Raw genomic sequence first — 17,278 nt, 5'->3', positions numbered from 1 at the left:
CGGCGGCGGCGATACCAGCGATGGAACCCGCGACCGAGGCCCGCGACGAAGGCCCGCGGAACCCGCGGCGCCGCGCGCGGTTGCTCCGCCATGTCCGCCCCCGCCGATGCGTCCTCCGGTCACCCACCCGGCCTTCGGGTGAGCGTCGACCTCAACCTGTGCCAGGCCTACGCCCAGTGCTGCTACGCGGCGCCGCGGCACTTCCGCATCGAGGGGCACGAGGCCCTGTTCTACGATCCCGCCCCCGCCGCGCGGGACCGGGACGACATCGAGCGGGCGCGCGTCGCCTGCCCGGTCCAGGCGATCCGGGTCGAGGATCCGGAGCGGGGCGCCTGATGGCGTGGGAGTCCGGGCGTGTCCTGATCGTGGGCGCCGGCCTCGCGGCGCTGCGCGGGGCCGAGGCCCTGCGCGAAGCGGGCTTCTCCGGCCCTCTGACGATCGTCGGCGATGAGCCCCATTTTCCCTACGACAGGCCGCCGCTCTCGAAGCACGTCCTCACCGGCGCGATCCCGGCGGAGGCCACGACCCTGCCGGGAATCGGCGCCCTCGCGGCGGAGTGGCAGCTCGGCAGCGCGGCGCAGCGCCTCGACCGGCAGGCGCGCACGGTCAGCCTCGCGGACGGGCGGATCCTCCCCTACGACCGCCTGCTCATCGCCACCGGCACCCGCGCCCGGCCCTGGGCGAATCCGCACGAGGGCCGCCTCGCCGGCGTCTTCACCCTGCGCGGGCGGGACGACGCCGCCGCCCTGCGGCGGGCGCTGGCCGCCGGCCCGAAGCACGTGCTGGTGATCGGCGCCGGTTTCATCGGCTGCGAGGTCGCGAGCCTGTGCCGGCAGCTCGACCTGCCGGTCACCCTGGTCGAGCCGGGCCCGACGCCGCTGGGCCGCGTCCTCGGCAGCACCGTCGGGGCGTTCATCGGCGCGATCCACGAGGGCCACGGCGTCGCGCTGCGGTGCGGCCGCGAGGTCGAGTGGCTGGAGGGCCGGGACGGCCGGCTGGTTCGCGCCCATCTCGTCGACGGCAGCAGCCTCGCGGCCGACATCGCCGTCATCGCCCTGGGGGCCGTGCGCAACACCGAGTGGCTCGACGGGGCCGGCCTGTCGGCGGATCCGGGCGGGGTCGATTGCGACGCCCGCGGCCACGTCCTCGATACCGACGGCAGGCCCGACCCGCGCATCGCCGCCGCCGGCGACGTGGCGCGCTTTCCCCACCCGCTCTACGACGGCCGGCGCGTCGCCCTGGAGCACTGGAGCCACGCGGTGGCGCAGGGCGTCCATGCCGGCCGGCTCCTCGCCGGCGCGGAGCCCGGGGCGCCCTACGGCGCCCTGCCGACCTTCTGGTCGACGCAGGGCGACCTCGTGGTGAAGTCCGTCGGCCTGACCGAGGGCGCCGACGCGGTGGCGATCACGCAGGGCGACGCGGCCGCCGGCCGGTTCGTCGCCACCTACGGCCGCGCGGGGCGCTGCATCGCGGCGGTCTCGGTGGATTCCGCCCGCTGGCTGCCGGCCCATGCCGAGCTGGTCGAGGCCCGCGCGCCGTTCCCGCCCGAGGGCGCCGCGACCGACCGACCGAAGGGCGTCACGGTCTTCGAGCCGGGCTTCGCCTAGGACCGCCCGACCGCGTCGCGCGGACGACGCGGACCCGGATGCGGAACCGCCACGATGCGCGAAGCCTTTGCTGTCGCGGCATCTGTCCCGAAGGCCGGTGGCCGCCGTCCGGGTCGATGTGTGAAGGAGACCGCATGCCCGACGCCACCCTCCTCGATCAGGTCAAGGACTTCGCCAACCGGCCGAACCCCTACCCGGTCTACGCGAAGCTGCGGGAGAATCCCGTCTCGCGCCAGGATGACGGCACCGAGGCGGGCACCTGGGTGGCGGCGAGCCACGGCACCATCGCGCGCCTGCTGCAGGACCCGCGGGTCAGCTCCGACACCCTGCCGCCGGCCGACCGGCCCCGCACCGGCAACCCCCTCACCGACCTGATCGTGAAGCCGCTCAAGGACTGGATGATGGACCGGCACCGGGTCTTCATCTTCCGCGACCCGCCGGACCACGACGCGCTGCGCTCGGCGGTGATGCACCAGTTCTCCCGCGAGCGCGTCCAGGCGATGCGCGCCCGCTCCGACCGGCTGGTGGCCGACCTGCTCGACGAGAAATGCGGTGCCCGGGAGATCGACGCGGTCGACGACCTCGCCTACCCGCTGCCCGTGACGGTGATCTGCGAGCTGTTCGGCGTGCCCCGGGAGGACGAGCCGAAATTCCACGGCTGGGCGACCCAGCTCGCCACCGCGCTGGAGCCCGACAGCCTGTCGGACCCCGAGATCCGCGCGGCGAACAGCCGGACCTTCGACGCGATCGGCGGCTACATGGGCGACCTGATCAAGGAGAAGCGCCGGCACCCGCAGGACGACATGCTGTCGGGCCTCGCCAACCACGCCACCCCGGCCGGCGTGAAGATGGGCGATTACGACCTGATCGCCACCTCGATCCTGATGCTGGTCGCCGGGCACGAGACCACCGTGAACCTGATCACCAACGGCCTGCTGACCCTGCTGCGGCATCCGGACGAGCTGGAGCGCCTGCGGCAGGATCCGCTCCGGGCCCCGCGGCTGATCGAGGAGCTGCTCCGCTACGAGCCGCCGGTGCAGTTCCGGACGCGGCGGACCCTGTCGCCCATCGACATCGCGGGGGTCACGGTCCCCGAGGGGGCCGATCTCGTGCTGCTGCTGGCCTCCGGCAACCGCGACGCGGCCGTCTTCCCCGATCCCGACCGGTTCGACCCGGACCGCGCCGGAACCCGCCATCTCGGGTTCGGCGGCGGCCTGCACTACTGCGTGGGCGCGCCGCTCGCCCGGTTCGAGGCCGAGGCGGCGCTCACCGCCCTCGCCCGCCGGCTGAAGGCGCCGCGCCTCATCGAGGACCCGCCGCCCTACCGGCCGGGCGCCGCCCTGCGCGGTCCGGAGCACCTGCGGGTGGCGATCGACGGGATCGCGTGAGCCGAGGGGCCGCGAGGCCGGGCGGCCGCCGAGACGGGGGGCCGGACGATCTGCGGCCGGGTCGCCGCCTCAGCCCGCCCCGGCCGGCCCGGCGCTCCGCTGTCAGGCGGCCTTCACGGCAGCGAGGAAGGTCGCGACCTCCTGGCCGAGGCTCGTCGAGTAGCGGGCCAGTTCCTGCGCGGCGCTCAGCACCTGATCGGAGGCCGCGCCGGTCTCGCGGGCCGCCTGCCGGACGTCGGCGATGTCGGTGCTCACCGCCTGGGTGCCCTGCGCCGCCTGCGTGACGTTGCGGACGATCTCGCTCGTCGCCGCGCCCTGCTCCTCCATGGCGGCGGCCACGCTGAGCGCGACCGTGCGCATCTCCTCGATCGTGCCCCCGATCGTCCGCATCGACTCCACCGCCTGCCGCGTCTCGTTCTGGATGGCCGCGATCTGCGTCGCGATGGTCTCGGTCGCCCGGGCGGTCTGCGAGGCCAGCGCCTTCACCTCGCCCGCCACCACGGCGAAACCCTTGCCCGCCTCGCCGGCGCGCGCGGCCTCGATGGTGGCGTTGAGGGCCAGCAGGTTGGTCTGCCCGGCGATCCCGGCGATCAGGCCCATCACCTCGCTGATCTGGTCCGTGCCGCGGGAGAGCACCTGCATCAGCGCGTTGGTCTGAGCCACGTCCGTGCCGGCCCGGTCGGCCATCGCGGAGGACTGGGCGACGCGGGACGCGATCTCGTTGATCGAGGCGGCCATCTCCTCGCTGGCCGCCGCCACGGTCTGCACGTTGCTGGAGGTCTGCTCGGAGGTCGCGGCGACGCGCACCGACTGGTCGGTGGTCCGCGCGGCCGTGCGCGTCATCTCCCGGGCCGTGGCCTCCATCTCCACCGCGGCCGCCGACAGGCCCTGCGTCAGCGCGCTGACCTGCGCGTCGAACCGGGCGGTGACGTCGTCCAGCATCTGGGCGCGGCGCATCTTCGCCTCGCTCTCCGTCACGGCGGCCGCGTCGGCCGCGCGCTTGGCGATCAGGGCGTCCTTGAACACCTGGACGGCGCGCGCCATGGCGCCGACCTCGTCGCCGCGGCGCTGGTCGGCGACCGTCACCGCGAGGTCGCCGTCCGCGAGGCCGCGCATCGCCGCGGTCAGGCGGGTGATCGGGCGCGACAGGCCGTTGCCGACGAGCAGGAGCAGCGCCAGGATCGGCAGGGCGAGGCCGGCCGACCAGAGCCCGAGGGTGATCGCCCGGTCGCGCACGGCCGCGTGGACGTCGTCGCGGTACAGGCCGGTGGCGACGATCCAGCCCCACGGCTTGAACATCTGCACGCTCGCGACCTTCTCCACCGGCACGGACCCGCCGGCGCGCGGCTTCATGTAGTCGACGAAGCCGGAGCCGTCGCGCTTGGCGGTCTCGACCATCTCGGCGAAGTAGCGCTTCCCGCCCGGGACGTCGGTCTGGTCCAGCACCTGCTTGCCGACGTTCTTGGCGTTGAAGGCGTTGGCGATCAGGTGGCCCTGGGCGTCGAGGACGAAGAAGTAGTCCTCGCTGCCGAAGCGCAGGGCGGTGATCGCCGCGAGCGCGGCCTTCTGCGCCTCGGCGACGGGCATCTGGCCCGTCCGGGCCTGCGCCTCGTAGTGGACGAGCAGGCTCTGCGCGACCTCGGTCAGGCGCTTGGTCATCAGGGCGCGGTCCTCGAGCGCCGAGCCGCGCATGTCGACGAAGCTCAGGGCGCTGAGGGCGCCGATGGCCAGGAGCACCAGGGCCATCACGGCCGCGAGCTTGTGGCGAAGCCGGAGATCGGCGAGGCCCTGCCACGGCGCGGCACGGTCGGCGGGCGGGCGGCTGGTCTGCGTGGGGGTCATCCGAGCACCGGAAGAGGAGGCGTTCGGCCGGCCGGCATGGACTCGCCGTCGGCGCTGCACCGCATCAGCGTCGTGCAATCGGGTTAGTAAATCGCAAAGATGTGAGGCCGTTAGCCGGCACTTCGGAGGCGAATATCGGTGCCAAGTCAGCGAATGCGGTTCAGTCTAGAGGTTTACACAGATTAGTATCGGGGCCGGGCCGGGCCGTTTGACGGCCTGCAGCTACGCGCTGACGCTGTAGTGGATCGGCTTGAAGCTGCCGTTGTTGGATTGCAGGGCGGAGCAGGCGGTGAGCCCGATGATCAGGTCGGTCTCGGCCACGAACACGATCCGGTCCCCTGCCCGGCTGAGGGGCGGCGCCACGGTGAGCGCCCCGGTCGCGCCGTCGACCGGCACGTTCATGAAGCAGTTGAACGCCACCGGGATCGCGTCCGGCGCGATGCCGTAGGGGGCGAGCGCCGCCGCGAGGTTGCCGAAGCAGCCGCGATGCGGGTTCGTGTCGCCGTAGATGATGCGGAACGTGTCGGACGAGCACGGCGTCAGCAGGAAATCGTGCCGCCCCACCGTGTCCTCGACGATCCGCAGCAGGATGTTGGAGCGGTTCGAGTAGAGCGGGTCTCCGGTGGTCAGGTAGATCCGGCTGGCGTAGTCGAGGGTCCGGCCCGACGAGATCACCTCCCCCGTATCGTGGCGGTTGAAGGCGAGAAGGTCGGCCACCTGCTCCCCGCACGGGTCGATCACCGTGAGGCGCTGACCCCGCTCGAGGGTGAAGGCGACGCCGGAGCGCGGCTCGATCGTCTGCACGTCGTCTTGGCACATGGTGGGTTGGCTCACTCCGTTCGAGGCCCGCGATCCGGCCGGCTCAGGCGCCGCTGCCCGGCAGGCCGCGGTCGAAGGGCAGGACCGGCGGGTGCCAGTCCCGCGCCTCGGGGGCCGGTGCCGGTCGGCCCTTCATCGGGCAGCGCCAGTCCGCGTCGACCGCGCGGCCGCTGTACTGGCGCGCCTCCGAGGCCTCGCCGTGGCGCGCCAGCATCGGGTTCACGCTGCCGGCGAGGGCCTCGTCGCGCTCCAGGATCGCGGCGCGCAGCTTCTCGTAGCGCCCCTCCGCCCGCAGCCGCTCGAACTGCGCGTGCAGGTTGAAGACCAGGACCGGCGACGAGAAGCGCCGCGCCGGCCGGCTCGCCTGCGGGTGCAGCCCGACCACGAAGAACGCCTCGCCGCCGAAGCTCAGGGAGAAGTGCGGGTTGTCGGGATCCTCGGCCACGCGGGCATCGTGGGGCTGACCGAGCCAGGCATCCTTGTCGGTCAGGGATTGCGCGCGCGCCCAGAGATTCCGCTCGAACGCTTCCTCCGAGAGATCGCCCGGACCCTCGAACACGACCGCGAAACTCTGGAACAGGTCGGGCTGCGCGCGGTACTGCGCCACGAAGGCGAGCAGCGCCGGGTAGATCCGCATGTCGTCCCAACCCGAGGTGATGTCCCGGGCCACCACGATCCGCATCCGCCCGCGGGACAGGGCCGACTTGGCGCCCACGCAGGGGAAGGGCGGATTCCGGATGAAGTCGCGGAAGGCCTCGGCACGGGGGTGCTCTCGGTCGTCGCGGGGGAGATGCATGCGGGTCCTGCCCGGTCTCTGTGCGGCCGGCCTCGACGCGAGGCGGCCGCTGTTCGGGACTCCGGCAACACCACCGGGCGGCCGCTGTTCCGTCCTGCGACAGGTCGTCCGGGGGACAAGGTGAATCCGGCTGAACGCGGGTAAGTTGTGCTCCGCCGATCAGCCAATATTCCGTGGATCAGGCGTGCCGGATAAACATAGGTTAAGGCAGGAAAGACTCGCCGGACTGGCACCGCTCCGGCGCTGTGCTGCCGCGAGGGCCGCCTGGACTGGGCCGATCCGCCGGGCGGAAGCTCAGGCCCGCCCGGCCGTTCGCGCCCGGTGCCGCGTCGCCGCGGCGGCCCCGAAGGCCTCGAACAGGGCGCGGTTGATCGGGTTGGTCGCCGGGTCGTGCTCGGCGTGCCACTGCACGCCCAGCGCGAAGTCCGCCGCGTCGCGGACGCGGATCGCCTCGACCGTCTCGTCCTCGGCGATGCCCTCGACCACGATCCGCCCGCCCGGCTCCAGAATACCTTGGCCGTGCAGGGAGTTCACCCGGATCGTCTCGCGCTCCAGGAGGCGGGCGAAGGTGCCCCCGGGCGCCAGCCTGACCTCGTGACGGTCGGCGAAGATCAGTTCCAGGTCCGGGTGGATCTCGCCGTTCTCGAGGCGCGGCATGCGGTGGTTGAGCCGGCCCGGCAGATCGCGGATCTCCGGGTGCAGGCTGCCCCCGAAGGCGACGTTCATCTCCTGGAAGCCGCGGCAGATGCCGAACAGCGGCACGCCGCGCGCCACGCAGGCCTCGATCAGCGGCAGCGCCACGGCGTCGCGATCCTCGTCGTAGGGCTCGTGCGCCGCGCAGGGCTCGGTGTTGAAGCGCGCCGGGTGGACGTTGGCGCGGCCCCCGGTGAGCAGGACGCCGTCCACGGTGTCGAGGAGGTCGCCGAGGTCGGTGATCGCCGGGACGGCGGCGAACATCAGCGGCAGGGCGCCGGCCACCGCGGCGACCGCCCGCATGTTGTTCTCGCCGACGATCTGTGCCGGGAAGCGGCTGTCGATCAGGCGCGCGTTGCCGATGACGCCGATCACGGGTCTCGTCATCGTCCCGGCTGCTCCTCGATCCTGTCCTGGCCGCGCGGCGGCCGCCGCGCTCCGCGGCAGGCTCTACGACCCACGCAAGGCCGGCGCCAGTCCTATGCGGCTCACGGCGGCGACAGCACACCCGCGTCCGAAGCCTCGGCGCGGAGCACCTCGGCCACGCGCTCGGGCGCCTCCTCATGGGCGAGGTGGCCGAGCCCGCGGATCAGGCGGACGCGGGCGTCGGGCAGGCGATCGCGCAGCGCGAAGGCGGTGTCCGGCAGGATCGCCTTGTCGTCGCCGCCGACGATCAGCAGGGTCCGGGTCGCGAGGCCGGGCAGCGCCCGGTGCAGCCCGGCGAGATCCCAGTTCGCCATCATGCCCAGCGCCCCGCGGACATGGCCGGCCCGGGCGAAGAGCCGCCGGTACAGGTCGACGCCCTCCGGGTCGAGGCGCGAGCCGGTCCCCTCGATCAGCCGCTTGGCCGCGGACCGGTCCGCCGTCCAGGCGAAGATGCGGGGGGTGAAGGGGTTGAGGAACAGCAGCCGCGCCATGCTGGGGAACAGCAGGTTGGCCGCCCCCGGCAGCGGCGCCAGGGCGCCGTTGAAGGCCGCCAGCAACCGGGGCGCGATGGCGCCGTCGAGGCACATCCGCGCGAGGACGGCGGCGCCGGCCGAGTGGCCCGCCGCCAGGGCCGGCGGCCGGCCGAGCGCCGCCACGAGGCCCGCCACGGCCCGGGCCATGCCGGGCAGGGACAGGTCAGCGTCGGGCAGCGGATCCGTGAAGCCGTGGCCCGGCAGGTCCGGGGCGATCACGAAGAAGTCCCGCGCGAGGAGCGGCGCCAGCCCGCGCCACGAGTGCGTGGCCGCCCCGGTCCCGTGCAGGAGCAGCAATGTCGGGGCGTCCGGAGACCCGAATTCCTGGACGTGCCAGCGCAGGCCGGCCGCCTCCACGAAGCGGCTCGCCTCCCGATGGGGCCAGTCCCGGCCCTCCACGGCCCAGTCCGGCCGCTCCGCGTCGAGACCGGTCAGCATGGGCCCGTATCCTGCACTGCGGCATCGCCGGGCGATCCGGGGGAGGCGGCGGCGCTATCGTTCATGGCCGGAAGTATTTCGTAACACTGAACAATCCCATGCGGCGGCCGCATGCCACCGGTGAGCGGAGATCGATTGCTGCGCTGCAACAGCGGCGGCATATCACGGGCGAGCAAGAACAAGACGCGTTCGCCAACTTCGGAGAAGGCCATGATCCTCTTCACCTCCTCGACCCAGAACATCGCCGCCCCCGTCTCCGGCGGCTGGAGCCTCAAGGCCATCGTGCGCGAGATGCTGAACTCCTGGCTCGCCCACCACCAGCGCCTCGCCGACAGCGGCATCGGCGGCGACCTCTGACACCCTGGCCCGAGGTTGACGCGCGCGGCACTCAGAGCGCCGCCCGCACCGCCGCGCTGATCTGACCGGCCTCGACCCGCGGCAGCTTCAGGTAGCGGGCGCCCATCGCGCTCGCGACCGAACGGGCCTCCTCACCCCGTGTGCCGGTATCGACCACGAGGGCCGGCAGCCCGGCCGCACGCAACGCGCGGGCCGCCTGCAGGGCCTCCGCGCCCGCGCGGACCCGTCCCCCCTCCCCCGACCGCGCGACGTTGGCGCGCCCGTCGGTCAGCAGCACGATCGCCGGCCGGCTGCCGCCGCGGCGCACGCCCAGCGCCACCGCGACCGCGGCGTCGATTCCCGCCGCGAGGGGCGTCCCGCCTCCGCCCGGCAGTCCCGAGAGCCCCCGCTTGGCCCGGGTGAGCGAGCGGGTCGGCGGCAGGACCAGATCCGCGCCGGCGCCGCGGAACGCCACCAGCGCCACCCGGTCCCGGCGGACATAGGCCTCCGCCAGCAGCAGCTCGACCGCGCCCTTGGCCTCGGCCAGCCGCTCCAGGGCGGCCGAGCCCGAGGCGTCCACGCAGAACACCGTGGTGGTCTCGGTCCGCTGCTTGAGGATCCGGATCCGCAGATCGTCCCGCCGCACCACGATGCGGCGCGCCTCCTCCGGGTCGCGCCGCAGCGCCTGCCAGGGCGCCGCCGTCCGCAGGGTGGCGAGCAGGTCCAGGCGTCCCCGCCGCGGGTCGCCCCGCCGGCTGCCGACAGGGCGCCCGGTGCGGGCGGAGGCCGCCTGCCCGACCCGGCCGGCCCTCGCGGCCGGGAGACGCTGCGCGCCCGCCAGCAGCTGGTCGAGGAGGTTCGGCGGGATCGCGGCGCGCACCGCTTCCAGCACGACGTCGTCGGGCGCCTCCGCGGCGGCCGGATCCGACGCCTCCGCCTCGTTCGGCTCGGGCGGCTCCGCCGGCGGCGCCTCCGCGGTCTCGGAGGCGGGCTGCTCCGGTGCGGGCAGGCGCGTGGCGCGCGGCGCCAGGACCAGGCGCCCGGCCGCCACGATCGCCGCCTGGTCGATCGGCCCGACTCCCGCGAGGGCGCGCGCCACCCGCGCTGCCAGGATCGGCCCGCGCAGCGACGCGATCCCGAAGGCCTCGGCCAGGGCGCAGAGGCTGCCGACCGGGTCGGGCTCCGGTGCGCCTGCGGCGGGTTCTGGCTCGGCCGCCGCGGCCTCCGCCAGGCCGAGCCCGCTCAGGTCGATCCGGAAGGCGAGGCGATCGGCCAGCGCCTCGGCGACCGTCTCGTCCGCCACGCCCTCGTCGAGGAGGATCAGGCCGAACCGGGCGCGGCGGTCGGAGACCGTGCCGGTATCGAGGGTGGCCGCGAGCCGCGACGCGGTGCCCGGCGGCAGACGCTCGGCCATGGGGACGAGGACGATCCCGCCATCGGCCTCCGCGAGCAGCCCGGCCCGCGCGACGGGGCGGCCCGCCGCCAGGGTCGCGGCGAGATCCAGGCCGCCGAGCAGGCCGTCGTCGCCGATGCCGGGCGGCAGGCGCCGCCAGGGCGTTCCGGGCGGCAGCGCCGCCCTCAGGATCTCGAGCCAGCGCTCGCGCACCGGGCCGGGGGAGGCGCGCAGCACCGCGCCGCCGAGCCCATGCGGGTCGGCGGCGAGCAGACGGGCGGCGAGACGGGCATCGGCCCAGAGATCGAGCGCACGCCTTCCGACCTCTGCGGGGGGAGGGAGAAGCCGCGCGCCCGTCACGCGAACACCTCCGCCAGCGCCCGCTCCACCCGGGCGGTGGAACCGGATTCGTCCAGCGGGTTGCGACGCAGCCGGTGGCGCAGGGCGGCCGGGGCGATGCGCCGGAGGTGGTCGTCGGTCACCGCCCCGGCGCCGTCGAGGGCGGCCAGCGCCCGCGCGGTGCGCATCAGGGTCAGCTCGCCGCGCAGCCCGTCGGTGCCCAGCGCCAGGCAGAGCCGCGCCGTGCGCTCCAGGGCGGCGTCCGGGACAGTCACCGCGGGCAGGCGCTCCCGCGCCAGCAGGATGCTCTTCTGGATCTTGCGCTCGCCACCCGCGTGCGCCGCGCAGAAACCCTCCGGGTCGCGCTCGTAGGCGTCGCGGGCGCGCACAACCGCGATGCGGGTCGGGATGTCCTTCGGGGTCGCGACCTCGCAGGCCAGCCCGAACCGGTCGAGGAGCTGCGGGCGCAACTCCCCCTCCTCCGGGTTGCCGGACCCGACGAGGACGAACCGCGCCGGGTGGCGGAGCGACAGGCCCTCGCGCTCCACGGTGTTGACCCCGGAGGCCGCCACGTCGAGCAGCAGGTCCACGAGGTGGTCCTCGAGGAGGTTCACTTCGTCGATGTACAGGAAGCCGCGATTGGCGCGCGCCAGCAGCCCCGGCTCGAACGCCTTCACGCCGGCCCCGAGCGCCCGCTCCAGGTCGAGGGTGCCGACCACCCGGTCCTCGGTGGCGCCGAGCGGCAGGTCCACGACGGGCACCGGCTTCTTGTGACTCTTGCGCGGGCCACCCTCGGCGCAGTGCGGGCAGCTCTCCGCCGGGCCGTCGGGATCGCAATTGTACGGGCAGCCGACCACCGCCCGCATCGGCGGCAGCAGGGCGGCCAGCGCCCGGATCGCCGTGGACTTGCCCGTGCCGCGGTCGCCGAAGACCAGCACGCCGCCGATCGCCGGGTCCACCGCCGCGATCAGCAGCGCCTGGCGCATCTCGTCCTGGCCGACGATGGCCGAGAAGGGAAAGGTGGGCACGGGTGTGACTCGACGCTGCGGGGGGCATCCGACCCACCCCCCTCATCCTGAGGTGCCGGAGCGCGGCGAAGGCCTCGAAGGGGAACTCCAGGGATCGCGCGGCCGGCCCGAGCCCTCCCTCGAGGCCCGCCGCCGCGGGCACTTCAGGATGAGGGGGTGGGTCGGAGAAGGGAAGCCCTACTCCGCCGCCTTCTGCCGGAGCCCGATCCGCCCCCAGATCGTGGTGAGCGCCTGGACCAGATGGGCGATGTCGGCGTCCGTGTGCAGCGGCGACGGCGTGATCCGCAGGCGCTCGGTGCCGCGGGCGACGGTCGGGTAGTTGATCGGCTGCACGTAGATGCCGAACTCGTCGAGCAGGGTGTCGGAGATCCCCTTGCAGAGCACGGGATCGCAGACCATCACCGGCACGATGTGGCTGTCGTTGGGCATGGTCGGGATGTCGGCGGCCTCCAGGGCCTGCCGGACCTTCGCCACGCGCTCCTGATGCCGGGCGCGCTCGGCGCCGCTCTCCTTGAGGTGGCGGATGCTCGCCGCCGCGCCCGCCGCGACGGCCGGGGGCAGCGAGGTCGTGAAGATGAAGCCCGAGGCGAAGCTGCGCACGAAGTCGCAGAGCTTCTCGGAGGCCGTGATGTAGCCGCCGTGCACCGCGAAGGCCTTGCCGAGCGTGCCCTCGATCACGTCGAGCCGGTGGGCGACGCCGTCCCGCTCCGAGATGCCGCCGCCGCGCGCCCCGTAGAGGCCGACCGCGTGGACCTCGTCGAGATAGGTGAGCGCCCCGTGGGCCTCGGCCACGTCGCAGATCTCGGCGATCGGCGCGATGTCGCCGTCCATCGAGTAGACCGACTCGAAGGCCACCAGCTTCGGCCGGGCCGGGTCGACCAGCGCGAGCTTGCGGTTAAGGTCCTCCGGGTCGTTGTGGCGGAAGATGTGGCGCTCGGCGCGGGAGAACCGGATGCCCTCGATCATCGAGGCGTGGTTCTCGGAATCGGAGAAGACCGCGCAGTTCGGCAGGCGCGACGCCAGGGTCCCCAGCGCCGCCCAGTTCGACACGTAGCCGGAGGTGAACAGCAGGGCCGCCTCCTTGCCGTGGAGGTCGGCGAGCTCGCGCTCCAGCAGCACGTGGTAGTGGTTCGTCCCCGAGATGTTGCGGGTGCCGCCGGCCCCGGCGCCGCAGCGGTCGATCGCCGCGTGCATCGCCCCCGTCACGGCCGGGTGCTGGCCCATGCCGAGATAGTCGTTGGAGCACCAGACCGTGACCGGCCGCGTGCCGGAGGCGTGGTGGTGGGTGGCGTGCGGGAAGTTGCCCGCGTGGCGCTCGAGGTCGGTAAAGATCCGGTAGCGGCCCTCCCGGTGGAGCCCGGCGATCTCGCCTTCGAAGAAGGTCTCGTAATCCATGTCGCCTCTCCCCGAACAAATCCTGCGGGTTGATCCCGCCTGTGACACCGGACTTCGCACAAGACCAGTTCCAGATTGGTGGACGTGCGTCGCCCCGCGATGATCCCTCGGCCTACACGTGGTCCGGCGGCCCGGCCGCTTCCCCGGGCGCCCGCGCGGGCAGGCTCCAGCGCCACAGCTCCGCCGAGGGCAGCGGCAGCATCAGGAACCAGTGCTCCAGGGTGGCGAGCGCGGTCAGCGTCGTCAGGACCGTGAAGCCGATCAGCTCGTGCTCCAGCAGGTCGGCGCCGAGCGCCGCGCGCCCGAGCAGGGCCGCCGCGATGGTCCCGAGGCTCACCGAGACCGGGAACAGCAGGTTCATCGGCTTCCGGGACAGGTAGCAGGCGAGGTAGCCGAGATGGTCCGGCAGGAACTCGGCGTGGAGGTTGCGCACCCCCAGAAACAGGTTGAGCCGCGCCGAGAGGTTCATCACCACCAGCGTGCCGTAGGTCCACAGGGCGAAGCGGTTGGGGCTACCCCAGACCAGCGCCAGGATCGCGAGGCCGCCGACCACGATGGCGAATTCGTGCCACAGGCTGGTGGCGAGCGCGGCGAGGAACCGGTCGAGGCCGCGCACGCTCGGCGCGCAGGCGACCGGCCGCGGGCCCGACAGGAAGCCCATGTAGTAGCTCATCTCCTGCCAGCCCCAGACGACGAGCGCGGCCGTGAAGGCCGTGTAGGCCCCCGTGGCGCTCGTGTCGGCGGCGCTGGACCGGATCGCCACCAGGGCGCCGGCGAGCAGCAGGGTCGCCCCGGCCATGCTCCACGGATGCGTCCGCCGCGGGGCGTGGTCGAGCAGCAGGATCAGCCCGGTGGAGAACCACCAGAGCAGGACCGCGTACAGGACCGGGGCGGCGTAGGTCCCCATGCTACCAGACCGGCTGGAGACGGATGTCGGCCGGCAGGACGTTGGCCTTGACGGGGAGACAATACAGCCGCGCGAAGGTCACCGCCGCCCGGGCGGCGTGGAACCCCTGCAGGGCCTTGCCGACGAGGCCGCCCCGCGCCTTGGCGTCGGCGATCGCCCGGGAGCAGGCGAGCAGCCGGTCGAGCCCCGCCTTGAACTTCGGGTTGTCGAGGTCGAGCTCCAGCGGGAAGGTCTGGCGGGAGATCTCCGAGGTGATCCGGAAGACCTTGAAGTCGTAGTCGCTGGGATCGACCCCGAGCGCCGCGTGGAAGGCCGGGCGGTGATGGTCGCGCACGTACATCGTGGCGAAGACCGCGAGCAGGAAGAACCGGATCCAGTAGCGGTTCACGCCGCTCGTCAGCTTCGGGTTCGCGCGCATCAGCAGCGCGAAGGCCTCGCCGTGGCGGAACTCGTCGTTGCACCACAGCTCGAACCACTTGAAGATCGGGTGGATGCGCCGCTCCGGGTGCCGCTCCAGCTCGCGGAAGATCGTGATGTAGCGGGCGTAGCCGATTTTTTCGGAGAGATAGGTGGCGTAGAAGATGAATTTCGGCCGGAAGAACGTGTATTTTTTGGACTTGGTGAGGAACCCCAAGTCCACGCCGATGCCGAAATCCTTCAGCGTGTCGTTGATGAAGCCGGCGTGACGCGCCTCGTCGCGGCTCATGAAGCCGAACAGCTCCTTGATGTCCTTGTTCTTGGCCCGCTTCCGCATCTCCGCGTAGAGCACGCAGCCGGAAAACTCTGCCGTGATGGAAGAGACCAAGAAGTCCAGAAACTCCTTCCGCAACTCGGGCTCCATCCGCGACAGGTCGCAGTCGAACTCCGCGTTGCGGGTGAAGTGGCGCTTGTTCGGGTCGGAGCGCAGCTCGGCGATCAGCACGTCCCAGTCGCGGCGTACCGGCTCGACGTTGGTCCGGTCGAGCTCGTCGAAGTCGGTCGTGTAGAAGCGGGGCGACAGGAAGGTCGTCTCCTGGGCGGCCCGGGTCGACTCGTTGACCGGAGTCTTCGGAACGGGCTGGCCGGAGGGCGGCGGGACGGGTGCGTTCACAGCTTCCTCCTCTCGGAGAAGCTGACCTCGTAGAGTTCGGTCAGCTCGAGATGGGCGATGAGCTTGGTCCAGGCCCGCTCCAGCGGGCCGGCCCTGGTCACCGTGGCGGTGCGCCGCACGGTGAGGCGCTCGCCGTAGGGCACCGAGGTCGGCGCGTCGTGGACCTGGACCGCGTCGCCGGGCTCGATCTCGAAGCCGGCGTCGAGGGTGACGTGCGCGTGCAGGCTCTCGGGCGTCTGCTCGATCTCGACCGTGCAGGGCACGGTGACGGTGCGGCTGCCGAACAGGCCCATCACCGCGTCTCCGTGGCGGGCGCGCCGGGCCCGGGCATCAGCCGGGCGAAGGCCCCGGCATTGGTCGGCCCGAAGGCCTCCAGGGGCACCCGGCGGCCGGTGGCCTCGTCGGCCAGCGCGAGGCGGCCGTCGTCGTAGCGGGTCAGGCTGAAGGGCTTCTCGGGGCCGAGTCCCTCCCGCTGGCGGGCCTGGGCGAGGCCCCGCAGCGTCCCGCGCAGGAAGCCGTCCTCGCCGGGGCGGATCCAGGCCACGATGTGCCGGTCGGCGACGTCCCGCAGGGCGATCGAGCCGTCGACCTGATCCTCGGCGCGGAATTCGAGCCGTTCCACCACATTGGCGGGCGGCAGGGCGACGAGGCCGACCTTCTCGCTCCGGCCGATCAGGACCGCCAGCATGGTGAAGCCCATCAGCGCGCCGCCGCCGATCATCAGCAGCGCCGGTGCCGGTCCCGCGACCGCCGATGCCGTGGCCCGGCCGGCGCCCTCCGCCCGCTCGCCCATCGTGCCCCTCCCTATTCGGCCGCGACGAGGCGACCGGGATTCTCGTCCGCTCGGCCGAGACGCGCCACCCGGACCGGCGGCGCGGTGCCGTCGGCATGGGCCTCGAGGGCGCGTGCCAGCAGCGCCGCCGCGGCGTCCGCGTCCGGCACGGAGCGCAGCATGGGCTCGGTCCGGGCGAGACGCCAGGGCCGGACGTGCGGCCAGATGTGAAGGTAGGCGATCCGGAGGCCCGGCTGCAACCGCAGTGGCAGGTCGCCGCTGCCGTCCGTGAAGGCGCGCAGGGCCGCGGTCTCGATCTGCGCGAAGGGCAGGTTGTGGGTCACCGGCAGGGCGATGCCGGCCTGCAGCACGACGCGGCGGTTGGTCACCGTGTAGAGCGTCGTCCGGTGGGTGAGCCAGGCGAGCAGCCAGAGCAGCGCGACGGCGCCGGCGCCGATCACCAGGGTCGGCGCCACCACCCTCAGCGCCGCCGCGGGCGAGCCCGCCGCGAGGCCGAAGGCCAGGGCGCAGACAGAGAACCACGCGATCACGAGGCGGGCGTGGAACACTCGGACCAGCAGGCCCGCGGTGGTCGGCGCGCCCTGCCAGAGGATGCGCTCGCCCGGCGGCAGCGGGCCGGGCAGACCCCGCAGGGTGCCTTCGGGGAGGAAGTCGCCGCTCATATCAGGGGCTCCGCCCGGGCCGGCGTCGCGTAGAGCGTGCCGGCGCCGAAATACGAGATGATCCGCTCCTCCTCCAGGAAGGTTACGCTGTCGGGATCGCGGGTGGTCGGGATGTCGGCGAACTGGCTCGCGAGCAGCGCCTCGGTCGTCACCGTCTTGGTGAAACCGCCGGCCCGGCAGAACGTGGTCGGCATCAGCCGGCGTCCGCCCGTCGGGAGCTCGACCTCGTAGTAGCGGATCAGCGACTCGCCGCGGTCGACCCAGACGTCGCTGATCACGCCCGCGACGGCGCTGTCGGTGCCGAACACCGTCATGCCGATCGGGTTCGGGCCGTCCTCGTGGATGACGAAGTTCTTCGCCACCCGGAGGGGCACGATGCGGATCTCGTCGTCCCAGGTCCGGTCGTGCACGTCGTGCCGCAGCACCCAGGAGCCGGGACCGACGCCGGCCTGGAGCGACGATTCCGTGCGCTCGTAGGGCGCCCCCGGCCAGGGCTCGACCTTGCGGGCCGGGATGCCGGTCTCGATGTCGTCCCGGCCGTGCACCGCCTGCGGCGCGTAGGTCGTCTCGCCGCCCGGCAGGTGAAACGCCTTGGACCGCGGGATCAGGATCGGGTCGTCCGCCTTGCGCCGGCCGACCGCCTCGTTCTCCAAGGGATAGCCCTCGCGCCGGTCCTCGCGGCGGAGCCAGAAGACCAGTCCCGCGAAGAAGAGGAAGAAGGCGTAGAGCACGACCTGGGCGACGTCGACGTAACCCGTAAGTGCGCCGGTTGGCATGGCTGTCCTCCCCGAAT

Annotated in this window: 18 protein-coding genes; 4 read left to right on the top strand and 14 right to left on the bottom strand. The window is 73.2% G+C overall.

What is annotated here, in order from left to right; genetic code table 11:
- Positions 1 to 90: 90 nt before the first annotated feature.
- From ACTJK8_RS20755 to ACTJK8_RS20745, 3 genes are all read left to right on the top strand, one after another.
- Complete coding sequence (locus ACTJK8_RS20755) at positions 91 to 336, top strand: ferredoxin (protein WP_012318806.1); 246 nt, start codon at positions 91 to 93, stop codon at positions 334 to 336.
- Entirely contained in the window at positions 336 to 1,607 is a 1,272-nt protein-coding gene (locus ACTJK8_RS20750) for an NAD(P)/FAD-dependent oxidoreductase (protein WP_029361726.1), read from the top strand. Before ACTJK8_RS20755 ends, ACTJK8_RS20750 begins: the two co-directional genes overlap by 1 nt.
- Positions 1,608 to 1,741: 134 nt before the next feature.
- Positions 1,742 to 2,995, top strand: coding sequence for a cytochrome P450 (locus ACTJK8_RS20745; protein ID WP_012318808.1), 1,254 nt, complete (start codon positions 1,742 to 1,744; stop codon positions 2,993 to 2,995).
- A gap of 102 nt (positions 2,996 to 3,097) precedes the next feature.
- On the opposite strand, the gene ACTJK8_RS20740 is transcribed toward ACTJK8_RS20745, so the two are convergent.
- The 5 genes from ACTJK8_RS20740 to bchO form a co-directional block, all read right to left on the bottom strand.
- On the bottom strand, positions 3,098 to 4,837 hold the full coding sequence (locus ACTJK8_RS20740; protein WP_029359369.1) for a methyl-accepting chemotaxis protein: 1,740 nt from the start codon (positions 4,835 to 4,837) through the stop codon (positions 3,098 to 3,100).
- 222 nt (positions 4,838 to 5,059) lie between these two features.
- Positions 5,060 to 5,656: a DUF1989 domain-containing protein gene (locus tag ACTJK8_RS20735; protein ID WP_012318810.1), complete on the bottom strand. Its 597-nt coding sequence runs from the start codon at positions 5,654 to 5,656 to the stop codon at positions 5,060 to 5,062.
- 43 nt (positions 5,657 to 5,699) lie between these two features.
- A complete protein-coding gene (gene gntA, locus ACTJK8_RS20730) occupies positions 5,700 to 6,452 on the bottom strand; it encodes a guanitoxin biosynthesis heme-dependent pre-guanitoxin N-hydroxylase GntA (RefSeq protein WP_024830335.1) in 753 nt (250 codons plus the stop codon).
- 294 nt (positions 6,453 to 6,746) lie between these two features.
- Positions 6,747 to 7,532: a gamma-glutamyl-gamma-aminobutyrate hydrolase family protein gene (locus tag ACTJK8_RS20725; protein WP_012318812.1), complete on the bottom strand. Its 786-nt coding sequence runs from the start codon at positions 7,530 to 7,532 to the stop codon at positions 6,747 to 6,749.
- 101 nt (positions 7,533 to 7,633) lie between these two features.
- The gene (bchO, locus tag ACTJK8_RS20720; RefSeq protein ID WP_024830333.1) at positions 7,634 to 8,542 is read right to left on the bottom strand and encodes an alpha/beta fold hydrolase BchO; all 909 of its coding nucleotides are present in this window, start codon (positions 8,540 to 8,542) and stop codon (positions 7,634 to 7,636) included.
- 210 nt (positions 8,543 to 8,752) lie between these two features.
- On the opposite strand from bchO, the gene ACTJK8_RS20715 reads away from it, so the two are divergent.
- The gene (locus ACTJK8_RS20715) at positions 8,753 to 8,899 is read left to right on the top strand and encodes a hypothetical protein (RefSeq protein ID WP_012318814.1); all 147 of its coding nucleotides are present in this window, start codon (positions 8,753 to 8,755) and stop codon (positions 8,897 to 8,899) included.
- Between the two features lie 31 nt (positions 8,900 to 8,930).
- On the opposite strand, the gene ACTJK8_RS20710 is transcribed toward ACTJK8_RS20715, so the two are convergent.
- From ACTJK8_RS20710 to puhA, 9 genes are all read right to left on the bottom strand, one after another.
- A complete protein-coding gene (locus ACTJK8_RS20710) occupies positions 8,931 to 10,631 on the bottom strand; it encodes a magnesium chelatase subunit D (RefSeq protein ID WP_029359373.1) in 1,701 nt (566 codons plus the stop codon).
- A complete protein-coding gene (gene bchI / locus ACTJK8_RS20705; RefSeq protein WP_440762440.1) occupies positions 10,628 to 11,638 on the bottom strand; it encodes a magnesium chelatase ATPase subunit I in 1,011 nt (336 codons plus the stop codon). The genes ACTJK8_RS20710 and bchI overlap by 4 nt, the downstream gene beginning before the upstream one ends.
- 177 nt (positions 11,639 to 11,815) lie before the next feature.
- Positions 11,816 to 13,033, bottom strand: a complete 1,218-nt coding sequence (gene hemA, locus ACTJK8_RS20700) for a 5-aminolevulinate synthase (protein WP_440762439.1) — start codon at positions 13,031 to 13,033, stop codon at positions 11,816 to 11,818.
- A 112-nt stretch (positions 13,034 to 13,145) separates the two neighbouring features.
- The gene (puhE, locus tag ACTJK8_RS20695) at positions 13,146 to 13,940 is read right to left on the bottom strand and encodes a putative photosynthetic complex assembly protein PuhE (protein ID WP_440762438.1); all 795 of its coding nucleotides are present in this window, start codon (positions 13,938 to 13,940) and stop codon (positions 13,146 to 13,148) included.
- A 1-nt stretch (position 13,941) separates the two neighbouring features.
- A complete protein-coding gene (gene acsF, locus ACTJK8_RS20690; RefSeq protein ID WP_059409497.1) occupies positions 13,942 to 15,030 on the bottom strand; it encodes a magnesium-protoporphyrin IX monomethyl ester (oxidative) cyclase in 1,089 nt (362 codons plus the stop codon).
- The gene (locus tag ACTJK8_RS20685) at positions 15,027 to 15,323 is read right to left on the bottom strand and encodes a hypothetical protein (protein WP_012318820.1); all 297 of its coding nucleotides are present in this window, start codon (positions 15,321 to 15,323) and stop codon (positions 15,027 to 15,029) included. Before ACTJK8_RS20685 ends, acsF begins: the two co-directional genes overlap by 4 nt.
- Positions 15,323 to 15,823: a photosynthetic complex assembly protein PuhC gene (gene puhC / locus ACTJK8_RS20680; protein WP_012318821.1), complete on the bottom strand. Its 501-nt coding sequence runs from the start codon at positions 15,821 to 15,823 to the stop codon at positions 15,323 to 15,325. The genes ACTJK8_RS20685 and puhC overlap by 1 nt, the downstream gene beginning before the upstream one ends.
- 11 nt (positions 15,824 to 15,834) lie before the next feature.
- Positions 15,835 to 16,485, bottom strand: a complete 651-nt coding sequence (gene puhB, locus ACTJK8_RS20675; protein ID WP_012318822.1) for a photosynthetic complex putative assembly protein PuhB — start codon at positions 16,483 to 16,485, stop codon at positions 15,835 to 15,837.
- Complete coding sequence (gene puhA, locus ACTJK8_RS20670) at positions 16,482 to 17,261, bottom strand: photosynthetic reaction center subunit H (protein WP_012318823.1); 780 nt, start codon at positions 17,259 to 17,261, stop codon at positions 16,482 to 16,484. Before puhA ends, puhB begins: the two co-directional genes overlap by 4 nt.
- Between the last annotated feature and the right edge of the window lie 17 nt (positions 17,262 to 17,278).

Origin of the sequence: Methylobacterium sp. 22177 (genome assembly GCF_052045615.1) — a bacterium.
In the GTDB taxonomy this organism is placed as follows: Bacteria; Pseudomonadota; Alphaproteobacteria; order Rhizobiales; family Beijerinckiaceae; genus Methylobacterium; species Methylobacterium radiotolerans.
The sequence above is the reverse complement of the archived record's forward strand: the minus strand, read 5'-3'. Positions and strand labels throughout refer to the sequence as shown.